At 51.0% G+C, this 10,811-nt stretch carries 10 protein-coding genes; all 10 read right to left on the bottom strand.

Annotation, left to right across the window (positions count from 1 at the left end; genetic code table 11):
* Positions 1-27 precede the first annotated feature (27 nt).
* The 10 genes from HGBM_RS10035 to HGBM_RS09990 all read right to left on the bottom strand — a co-directional run bounded on the left by HGBM_RS10035 (position 28) and on the right by HGBM_RS09990 (position 10,739).
* Positions 28-1,749: a methyl-accepting chemotaxis protein gene (locus HGBM_RS10035; protein WP_019120973.1), complete on the bottom strand. Its 1,722-nt coding sequence runs from the start codon at positions 1,747-1,749 to the stop codon at positions 28-30.
* A 1-nt stretch (position 1,750) separates the two neighbouring features.
* The gene (locus HGBM_RS10030; protein WP_019120972.1) at positions 1,751-2,743 is read right to left on the bottom strand and encodes an ADP-ribosylglycohydrolase family protein; all 993 of its coding nucleotides are present in this window, start codon (positions 2,741-2,743) and stop codon (positions 1,751-1,753) included.
* 4 nt (positions 2,744-2,747) lie between these two features.
* The gene (locus HGBM_RS10025; protein WP_019120971.1) at positions 2,748-3,683 is read right to left on the bottom strand and encodes a carbohydrate kinase family protein; all 936 of its coding nucleotides are present in this window, start codon (positions 3,681-3,683) and stop codon (positions 2,748-2,750) included.
* A 10-nt stretch (positions 3,684-3,693) separates the two neighbouring features.
* Positions 3,694-4,761, bottom strand: a complete 1,068-nt coding sequence (locus HGBM_RS10020; protein WP_019120970.1) for an ABC transporter ATP-binding protein — start codon at positions 4,759-4,761, stop codon at positions 3,694-3,696.
* Between the two features lie 10 nt (positions 4,762-4,771).
* The gene (locus HGBM_RS10015) at positions 4,772-5,557 is read right to left on the bottom strand and encodes an ABC transporter permease (protein ID WP_019120969.1); all 786 of its coding nucleotides are present in this window, start codon (positions 5,555-5,557) and stop codon (positions 4,772-4,774) included.
* 3 nt (positions 5,558-5,560) lie between these two features.
* Positions 5,561-6,382 (bottom strand): ABC transporter permease, encoded by an 822-nt coding sequence (locus HGBM_RS10010; protein ID WP_019120968.1) that lies wholly within the window; start codon positions 6,380-6,382, stop codon positions 5,561-5,563.
* Between the two features lie 56 nt (positions 6,383-6,438).
* Positions 6,439-7,533 carry an ABC transporter substrate-binding protein gene (locus HGBM_RS10005; protein WP_019120967.1) on the bottom strand — a complete coding sequence of 365 codons (1,095 nt, stop codon included), beginning with the start codon at positions 7,531-7,533 and terminating at the stop codon, positions 6,439-6,441.
* A gap of 26 nt (positions 7,534-7,559) precedes the next feature.
* Complete coding sequence (locus HGBM_RS10000) at positions 7,560-8,267, bottom strand: GntR family transcriptional regulator (protein ID WP_019120966.1); 708 nt, start codon at positions 8,265-8,267, stop codon at positions 7,560-7,562.
* A gap of 128 nt (positions 8,268-8,395) precedes the next feature.
* Positions 8,396-9,910 carry a succinyl-CoA:acetate CoA-transferase ScpC gene (scpC, locus tag HGBM_RS09995; RefSeq protein ID WP_019120965.1) on the bottom strand — a complete coding sequence of 505 codons (1,515 nt, stop codon included), beginning with the start codon at positions 9,908-9,910 and terminating at the stop codon, positions 8,396-8,398.
* Between the two features lie 157 nt (positions 9,911-10,067).
* A complete protein-coding gene (locus HGBM_RS09990) occupies positions 10,068-10,739 on the bottom strand; it encodes a LytTR family DNA-binding domain-containing protein (protein ID WP_019120964.1) in 672 nt (223 codons plus the stop codon).
* Positions 10,740-10,811 lie beyond the last annotated feature (72 nt).

Raw genomic sequence — 10,811 nt, 5'->3', positions numbered from 1 at the left:
AACATCGTCCAACGGGCTTTTTGTGTATCAGCTACGGTCATCCGTTAACTTGAACTTGCTGCTCGTGCTCTGCAAATCACTGGATAGCTGACCTAGCAGCTGAACGCTCTTATCGATAAATTCCACGGACGAGTTTTGCTGCTGGGCAGAGGCGGCAGTCTCCTCGACGCCGGCGGCAATTTCCTCAGACACGGAGGCGATTTGCTCGATCAGGCGATTGATGTCCTTGCTCTTTGCTTCAATCACCTGCAAACGTTCCGAGCTGTTTTTGATATTCTCCGCCATGTTGGTAAAGGAACGGTAGATATTGGAGAAGATTTGCCCGGTTTCCTCCATTTTTTTGCTGCCCTGCTCCACCTCTTGGTACCCTGCTTGCAGCGACGAAACAACCTCACTGGTCTCGGTCTGTATGCCCACGCTGATGCTCGATATCTTCTTCACCGACTCTTGTGTGCGATCTGCCAATTTCCGAACTTCTTCCGCTACGACCGAAAAACCTCTGCCGGCTTCACCTGCTCTTGCCGATTCTATCGCAGCATTTAACGCCAGCAAATTGGTCTGTTCGGCAATTTCCCGGATGACTTCCACGAGTCCGAAAATCTCCTGCGCCTTCTCTTCCAACTGCTTTACCTTCGACACGGACCTAAGCATGATCTGATTGATCAGTTTCATCTGTTCCCCTGTGACGATCATCTGCTGTCTTCCCTGTTCCGTATCGGAAAGCACTTGCTCGGAGTAGCTTTTCAGTTGGTTGCCTTCCTCAGAGGCTTCCATGACCCTTTGGTTTAACTCTTCGATCATATTGGCGATTTCGCTTGCCGAACCCGCTTGCTCCTCTGTACCGAGCGCAAGTTGATCCATGGTTGCAGATATTTGCTCGCTGCCCGTTTTCAACTCATAGCTATTGCGGGCCAATTCGTGGCTTTGGGCATTGATTTGCCGGGAAACGAGTTGGATTTGCTCCACGAGCTGGCGAAGATTTCCGCTCATCAGATTGATCGACTGGTTCAACTGTCCGATTTCGTCTTTTGACTTAATCTCAATCTGTTCTACTTCGAGGTTCCCTTGCGCAATCTGCTGGCTGATCCCGACTACCCGTCTGATATTTCTTTGTATCGATCGCCCGATCAGATAAGCCGCGATGCCCGCCAGCAAAATCGAAAGCAAAGTGGAAGCAAGCAGGACCAGGGAAGAATTCTGCATGTGTGTTTTCGCGTCATTGACTGCGACTGTTCGCTCGTTTTTCAGCAGTTCCTTCAGCTTGTTTGTATTCTCTGTGGTGACCGAGCGGAGTCCGGAAGCTTCCTCCATCAGTTTAATCGCTTCATTTTTGTTATTTTGTTTCATTGCTGGAATCATTTTATTTTGAAATAGCTCGTCCATCCTGTCGTTGTTCGCTTTAATCTTGTCAAACAGCGCCTTTTGTTCCTCGCTCACCAATTTTTGCTCAACGTCGGCAAGAGAATTTTGAAAATCCCTGCTCAAGACTCCATAGTAATTCACCTTTTGCTGCCTGTTTAAAATGACGTATTCGGCGATTTGCGTGTACTTGGCCGAAAAAGATGTCGCGAGCTCCGTAATGTCGATCGAGAGCGTTCCTCGGCCATCGACCGTATTGATATCCTGCTTGACGATTGACATCAGTGTATTTACGGTGAACGTCGAGAAAATAAACAAGCAGATCGGAATGACTATCGTCAAAGCAATTTTGCCGCCTATGCCGATGGGGCGGAAAAACTTCTTCTTCATCTTATTCACCACTTCTAACGATTAGCTTCTCGGCAATCTGCCCAAAATCAAGCTGGTTGCTTTCCTGGACCTTTTTCACCCATTCGGGATGAATCCGCTGCGCTCCCGAGTAAGCGCCGCACAGCCCGCCGACAATGGAGCCGTTGGTATCCGCATCATCGCCTGCGTTGACAGCCGCGATAATCCCTTGGTTGACATCGCCGTCCGCCGCGTAAAAGACGCCGAGGGAAAACGGAATCGATTCGTAGCTCTTCATCCCCGCTCCGATATACCGGTAGAGAATGTAACAGATCTCATCCAGCGTCTTGTCGCGGTTGCGGTCGACCAACTCCACCGCCAGCCGGATGCGGTCAGCTACGGAGGGGGCGGGAATGTCAAAGCCGGCCAGCTCTCCCCTGTCTGCGCCTTCGATGGCGATCTGCATGATTTCCTTTGGCGATTTGTTTCCCTCGAGGGCGGCGGCGACGGCAGCGGCAATCGCGGCGGTAGAGGCGACCCCCGGTTTGCTTCCGTGAGACGGCAGTGCAGATTGGATGGCATGCCGAACAGCCTCTTCCCAGTCGCCATGATAAAAAATGCCGATCGGGGCAACACGCATCGCTCCTCCGTTGGTATCGCCGTATTTTCCGTTCTCGCGGTAGTCCTGCCCGTTGATAATGCTCTGCAGAAATTTGCGGGTGCTCGGTCCGATTACCGTCGACTCCAGCATTTTATGGTCAAGGGCCCAACTTTTCATCTTTTCAATAAACAGTTCTTCATCAAAGGTACCGGCTTCCATCAAAACAGCAGAAATGATTAAAGATTCCTGGGTGTCATCTGTCACTTCGCCCTTGTCCAAGGCAGTATGGGCGATCTGGTCGGGATGAGGCACGACAAATCCGGTAATTCTCCCATAGCGCTGTTTGATCCCCTCCGGCGTCATAAACGATGCCGGCATCCCCATCGCATCGCCAATGGCCAATCCTAGCAGACACCCCAATGCACGATCTTTCATATGCTTAACTCCTCTCACCATCTATTAACCGATTTACATCCGCCAGCGTAAAATGCCCGTGAGGTCCAAGGAAGGTTGTGGAGATGGCGCCGCACGCGCTGGCAAACCTGAGTGTGAATTCTAGCGAGTACCGGTTGATCAAGCCGAAAATAAATCCTCCTGCAAAACTGTCCCCCGCCCCGGTGGTATCGATGCTCTTGACCGAAAAAGGAGGACAGGTCAACTGCCGGTCTGCTGTCCATGCCGTTACCCCTTCGCTGCCTTTCTTCAGAACAACTGCTTCTACTCCGTGAGTCAAAAACCAGTCCGAGACCTTCCCCTCTACCCGATAGATCCGGGCGATCTTCTCCGACTCCGTTTCATTGGGGGTAACAACGTGGGCCAATTGGATTACGTCCAAAAGCGTCTGATGTTCGATCCCGGCCGCCAGCGGACCGGGATCGAACAGGATTTTCCCGCCAAGCTCCTTGATTCGGGCCAAAAGCTGCAGGATATCCCGATGGTAGTTTGGCTCCAAAAGGTAGTAGCCGGTCAGATAGACGTATCCGATATCCGGCAGCAGGTCCGGGCTTATCATATCTGGCGAGAAGTGATCGTCGCAGCCCTTGTACGTGAGAAACGTGCGTTCACCGGAAGCTTCTACCAGCGAAACGGAGTAGCCGGATTCCCGGGCTTTATCCGTGTGAATGCAGCGGCGGTCGAACCCTTGCTCATTCAGGTACTGGCTGATCATCTGTCCGCGGTAATCAGAGCCAATCGTCGCGACAATAAAGGGATCCATCCCCAAATTCTTGAGCGTCTTGGCGACGTTGATGGCACACCCGCCCACCTTGTAAAAGGAATCCTTTATCTGTACGTCCTGGCCTCTTTCCGGAAACTTCTCCACCAGCATGTAGTGATCGACCAGGATTCCGCCTAAAATAAGTACCTTCGTCTTCATCGGAACCACCTTACTTGTCCAAAACCATCAGATTTTGCGGATTCCAGGTCAGATAAACCTCTTCTCCCAGCGCAAACGGAAGGTTTTTATCACTGTTCTGAATTTGCACCTTCACTTCTTGACCCAAGGCGTCTATCCGGAACGTAGACAGGTTGCCCACGTACGTAATAAACGTAATCGTCCCCTTGATGTGCAGCGGCGATACCGGTTCCTTGGAAATCTGGATTTTCTCCGGCCTGATCGCAAGGGTATACCGTTGGTTGTTGTTCAGTTCGCGTTCACACCGGAAAGACAGCGTATGTCCATTGTCCAGGCTCAATGCGGAGTACTCTTTGTTCGTTTCCAGCAAGGTCCCGTGGAAAAAGTTGGCCTCCCCGAGAAACCCGGCCACAAAGGAATTGGCCGGATGCTCGTAAATCCTCTCCGGCGTATCCATCTGCATGATTTTCCCGTCTTTCATCACGACGATTTGGTCTGACATGGTCATGGCCTCTTCCTGATCATGGGTAACGAAAATCGTGGTAATCCCCACTTTGCATTGAATGTCGCGCAGTTCTACCTGCATCTCCACTCTCAGCCGTTTATCGAGGGCGCTTAAACTCTCATCCAGCAATAGCAAGCTGGGTTTGATCACCAAAGCCCTCGCCAGCGCGACCCGCTGCTGCTGCCCGCCGGAGAGTTCTTTTGGCTTCCGCCTCTCAAAACCCTTGAGTCGAACCATTTCCAGCGCTTCCGCCACTTCCCGTTTGATCTGATCCCGGGGCATTTTTCTCTGTTCCAGTCCGTATGCGATGTTTTCTTCTACCGTCATGTGCGGAAACAAAGCGTAATTCTGGAAAACCATTCCGATATTTCGCTTGTAAATAGGCAGGTTATTGATGGGCTTGCCATCGATCTCGATATGCCCCGTATCAGGCGCAATAAACCCGGCGATCATGCGCAATGTCGTCGTTTTCCCGCATCCCGAAGGCCCCAGAAGGGAGAGGAAGCTGCCTTTATCCAGCTCAATATTGACGTCTTCTACCACCTGGTTGCCGTTAAAGGCTTTGCCCAGATTCCTTATCGACAGATAGGACATGCCATTTCACCTACTTCATCATGGATTTCAAGGATGATCTCATCAACAGCACGATGACAAACAGCAGAAGCAGCGTTCCCGTTAAAATCAAGGTAGATACTGCATTAATCTCAGGCGTAAAACCGAATTTTACCGAGGAGTAGATCTCGATCGGCAGAGTGGAAGATCCGATCGGAATCAAAAAGTACGACAGAATAAAGTTGTCAAACGAGATCATGAAGGCTAAAAAAGCCCCCGCGATGATCGCAGGAAACAGCATCGGCAGGGTAATGCGAATAAAAGTGGTCCACTCGTTGGCGCCCAAGCTGTACGAGGCTTCTTCGATTTGGTGATCCATCCCGTCCATTCTGGCTTTCAAAACCATCACGGCGTACGGGAGGGATACCACGACATGTCCGATCAACAACATGACAAAATTGCGGTCCAACCCCAGCGTTTTTAACACCAAAAGCAGGGAAAGCCCGAGGATCAGCCAGGGGACGGTCAAGGGCAGGATGATGACCGAATCCACCCAGCTTTTGACTTTGGGACTCGCTTTGGCTGCTCCCAACATCAATGCGGTTGCAACGACAACGGAGATAACCGCGGTAATAGACGCAATATAAACGCTGTTCAAGGTAGAGTCGATCAATCGCTGGTTATGGGCCATTTCGCTGTACCACTTTGTGCTGAACGTAAATGGCAGGGAATTATACGGCGACTCGTTGAACGACATCAAGACCAGAACCGCAATCGGCGTGTACAGAAACAAAAAGATCAGCAGAATGTAAAGCCAGGAGCTTATTCTCTTGAACATGGTCTAATCCCCCCTCTTGATCAGTCGAGACGTAATCCAGATCGACAGAAATACCATGACGAGGAGGATAAAAGCGATCGCTGCACCGAAGCTCCAGCCGTTGATTTCAAAAAATTGGTCTTCTATCACCGTACCGATCACCGAGCCGTTCGGTCCGCCCAGTATCCTCGGTTCGGCAAAAACCCCCAAACAGGGAACAAACACCAAAATAGATCCCGTAACGATACCCGGCTTGCTGAGCGGGAGAACGATCCTGCGAAATGTCTCAAACGGCGTTGCGCCCAGGCTTTTGGAGGCTTCAAGCAAAGACGGCTGAATTTTGTCCAGAGACATGTATATCGTCAGAACCATATACGGGAAGAAAATATGTACCAGGGAAATGATCACGGCGGTTTGGGTAAACAGAATCCCCAAGCTGCCATCGCCGATCAAGTGGAGCTTCCTCAGGAACATTTCCAGAATTCCTCCATCCTGAAGCAGGTTCATCCAGGAATAGGCACGAACCAATTGGCTGGTCCAGAACGGAATGATAATAAACAGGAGCAGCAGATTTTGCCCGCGTTGAATCACTTTGGCGATGATATAAGCTGCCGGATAGGCAATGACGATGGAGATGAGCGTCACGATCAAACTCATCTGAATCGTCTTCCAGGTCAGCTTGAGGTAAAAAGCCTTCTGGAAAAAGTTCGCGTAGTTTTGCAAGGTAAACGTCGGGGATGGTCCATCGCTCAAAAAGCTGTAATACAGCATGATAAACAGAGGGACAACCCCAAAGGCCAACATAATAAAGATGGCAGGGCTCATCAGAAAGATTCTGTTCTTCACCACATCTCCCACCCTCGAACAATTTAGCAGGAAAGGCAGGTTGCCCTGCCTTTCGTTCACTGCGCTTTTACTTCATGCCACAATTCGTTCCAGGCCTTCTTCTCGTCTTCGGTGTGATACGAGATAAAGAAGAGTTTTGAGATCGCCTCTTCGTCCAGGCCCATTTCTTGAACAAATGCCGGGTCGAGATTGTCGACTACTTGGGTATTTACCGGTGCGGGACCGCCCTTGTTTACCCATTTGGTCTGGAAGTCCTTGCCGATCATAAAATCGATAAACTTCATGGCCAAATCCTTATGCGGCGAATCTTTTACGATCGCCCAGTTGTCAACCCAGCCAATCGCCCCTTCTTTCGGGATCACGTATTTAATCGGCTGGCCTGCCTGCTTCATTGCCGCCGTATTTCCGCTCCAGGCTACTCCAATCGAGATCTGATTGTTGGCAAACAGCTTGGAAAATTCGTCTCCGGTCTTCCAATAGGTGCGGTTTAGCGGTTTTTGCTCCAGCAGTTTTTGCTTGACCGCTTCCATATCGGACGGATTGTTCGGATCCTGGTTGGCCGCGATGGCCGCGATCATGACGGCGTCGTTAAAGTCGTCGCGAAAAGCGATTTGTCCCTTGTACTTTTCATCCCACAAGACGTTGATCGAATCGATCTCGTCTTTGATGACGTTGGAATTATAGGCGATGGAAGTGGAGCCCCAAACCCATGGAACGGCGTACACCTGTCCGTCCTTTTCATTTTCGGGAATATTTTTAAACGTTTTGTTAATGTATTGGTAATTCTCCAGCTTGTCGACGTCGATCGGTTCCAGCAATCCCTCTTGAATCGCGACCGGCAGGATGGAAGCGTTAGGCAAAATGACATCCAATTTACCCACGCCGCCTGTTTTCAATCTAGTCAACAGCTCTTCTTCCGAGGCCATGTACTCATGGACCACTTTACAGCTGCAGCTCTCCTCGAACGCTTTGATCATTTCCGGGTCATCAGAACCGTAATCCTTCCAGTTTACAACCACCAGTGTCTGCTCTCCCCCGTTTCCCCCTTGTCCGCCGGAGGTGTCTGGGGTGCCCTGTCCATTAGAACCGCAGCCGCTTACAACAAGAAATGAAGCCAACAGTACACTCAGCAGTCCCTTATGAAGTCTCAAGGTAATTCCTCCTAAAAACCATCCTTCTAATGCATGGTTGTCATGATTTTAAATTCAATTTCCGGGCTGTAGACGACTTTTACCGCCTCGATATCGCGGCCTTTGTCATCAAATACTTTTCCTTCCGCCATCAGCAAAGGAACGGTTTCCGAAAGCTGAAAATACGTTTGCGTCTGTTCGTCGCTCATTACAGGCCGAACACCGATCTCAGACCGCTTCGGAAAGACCTTGTAGATATCCCGGAGCACACGGTACAAAGACTCTTTGGCGAAATCGTAGGTATCCAATCCGGGAAACAGCTCAAGAGGGAGCAGCGAAGTATCGATGGTTAAGAACAACTCGGCTTGTTCCCGTTTGATCCCCCGCGCCCTGACCAGCTTAAAGTAGGGAGATCCTTCCGAATTGAAGATCCTGCGAGCCTCCAACACCTTGGAGACGGGCGTTTCGTTTCTGCCTTTGATGTAGTCGGTAAACCCGCCGAAGTTCCAGATGCTGTACTTCATTCGCTTAAACCGCACAAATGTCCCTTTCCCGTGGACCTGCTGCAAAAACCCCTCATTGACCAGGTTGGAAATCGCCTTTCTTACCGTCGTTCTCGTAATGCCGTACTTTTTGGTCAGCTGCGTTTCCGATGGGATCATTTCCCCCTCGGGGTAAGTTCCCTTTAATATCTCTTCCTTCAGAAAACGCTGGAGCTGTATGTAAAGCGGCACTACATCCGTCTTGTCCAGCAATCAATCCCCTCCTCTTGTTCGGTTGTCCATACAAGTTGTCCACGTATGATTTACCCTGTCTGGACTAGCGGCAAACATTTTTTTGCAAAAAAAAGACCCGGGTATCCCCCGGGCCGTACATCGCACGTCTATACTCGCTGCAAAACCTTGCTTTGCATCGTTCCTTCAGCCGCGTATTTTACATGCCAGGAAAACGCCTTCTCCAAGACATGTGGCGTATGCCCTCCGCGGGTGAGCGCCTCCTCAAAATACTCCTGCAGCTGCGGTCGATAGGATGGGTGGGCACATTTTTCGATGATCAGGGGTGCGCGCTCCCTCGGCGCCAGCCCTCGCAGATCGGCGATGCCCTGCTCGGTGACGATGATATCCACGTCGTGTTCCGTGTGGTCTACATGGGAAACGAACGGCACCACGCTGGAGATGTGGCCGTCTTTGGCAATGGACTTCGTGACAAAAATGGCGAGACGGGAATTGCGGGCAAAGTCGCCCGATCCGCCGATTCCGTTCATCATTTTGGTGCCGAGCACGTTGGTCGAATTGACGTTGCCGTAGATGTCCACCTCCAGGGCCGTATTCACGGAGATCAGCCCCAGACGGCGGATGATTTCCGGATGGTTGGAGATTTCCTGCGGGCGCAGGACGATTTTATCCCGGTACTTCTCAAAGCTGCCCAGTACCTCCGCCATCTTTTTCGGTGACAGGGTAATCGAACAGCCGGAGGCGAACGTCACTTTCCCTGCATCGATCAACTCAAACACCGCATCCTGCAGAACCTCTGAGTACACCTGAAGCCCGTCGAACTCCGCCGCCAAAAATCCGTTCAGCACGGCGTTCGCTACCGACCCGATACCCGACTGCAGCGGGGCGAGGTGACTGGGGAGCCGTCCCGCTTTTACTTCCTGGCGCAGGAACTCAATCAAATGGCCAGCCATGACCTCCGTCTCCGCGTCGGGCTGTACGATTGTGGAAGGCGAGTCCAGCTGGTCGGTAATCACGATTCCTCTAATCTTGCTGACGTCTACTTGAATGCCGGTGTCCCCGATGCGCTGTTCTACAGAAGTGAGCGGGATGGGCAGCCGCTTCCCCAGCATACCGGGATCGTAGATATCGTGAACCCCTTCAAGCGCTGCCGGTTGAGCGGTGTTGATTTCAACGATGATCTCACGCGCCTTGGCCGCAAAAATCCCGGAGTTTCCGACCGATGTCGTAGGGATGATTTTCCCGTCCTCCGTGATTGCAATCGCTTCCACAATCGCGAAATCAATCGTTCCCAGCACGTCCGCCCGGACAAGTTCAGCCGTTTGCGACAAGTGTTGGTCGACAAACAAAAGCTCCCCGTCATTGATCTTGCGGCGCATCGTCTGATCCACTTGAAAGGGCAGCCGCTTGTGGATAATGCCTGCTTCCGCCATCGCTTTATCTACGTCCGAACCGAGAGAAGCTCCTGTAAAAACATTTATTTTGAAAGGTTGATTGCTGTTCTTTGCACGTTCCGCAAGGGCTAAAGGGACTGCTTTAGCGTCGCCTGCACGAGTAAACCCGCTTAATCCGATCGTCATACCGTCCTTTATCCAGCCGGCCGCCTCCTCGGCAGTCACAATCTTTTGAGACAAGCTGTTTTCACGTAAGCGCTCACATAACATTGCCCTTCACCTTCCATTTTTTGCGTCCTTAAAAAAAGACTATCACAGCGGCTTGGCGTCAACCTGTATTTTCCGCCAAAGCAGAATATCCCGGCATCAAAACAGAAAAAAACGCGGCGAACCAGCATGGGTGATCCAGGCATGGTTCGCCGCGTTCTCAAAATCCCAGCAGCTGCCGGAATGAGCTTGCATACGTCTGACTGACCGGGATGCGGCTGCGATGTTTATCTTTCATCACCAGGATGAATGTCGAGTGAAAGTGGGGATGGATTTCTCCAATCGCATTCACATTGACAAAATAGGAGCGATGACAGCGGACAAACTGATCCTGCGGCAAAATATTCTGCAGCTCCGCCAGATTGTATTTGTTCAAGTAAACGTCTTGTTCCGTGTACAATGATGTTTTTCCGCCATCCGACTGAATAAAGCAGATCTGCTGATACGGAATCGGGAACCATCGATCCTCTCGTTTGCCGATAAGAAATTGATGTTTGGGCAGCCTGGCCCTCTCTTCCGCCGCAGTCTGGGGAAAAATGGCTGTGACACATCCTGCGGCACTCCCGCCGGAAAGCAGCGGGATCGACAATCCGAAATACGGCACACCGTAGATTTGGCTTTTCACGTGAAGCGAGACCTTTTGCCGGATTTGCAGTGCCCTGTGTGTCGCTGTCCCTTCCGGAATAACATCTCCGGGTTTAATCTTTAAATCTATTTTTTGGCTGGGGTGATAGTAGATAAACCTTGAATCATCAGCGACGGCTATGGAAACCTCTTCCGGAAACGCCCTTGAAATTGCTTCGATCAACAGCGGGACCGATGTCTGCTCCATCTTTATCACTCCTCCAGAATTTGCGGATACCTCTGTCTCCATTGTACACCCTGCCGCTGCGATTTTTCATTG

Origin of the sequence: Brevibacillus massiliensis, assembly GCF_000311785.1 — a bacterium.
GTDB lineage: Bacteria > Bacillota > Bacilli > Brevibacillales > Brevibacillaceae > Brevibacillus_C > Brevibacillus_C massiliensis.
Note: the sequence above shows the minus strand (reverse complement) of the source record. Positions and strands in the feature narration are given on the sequence as shown.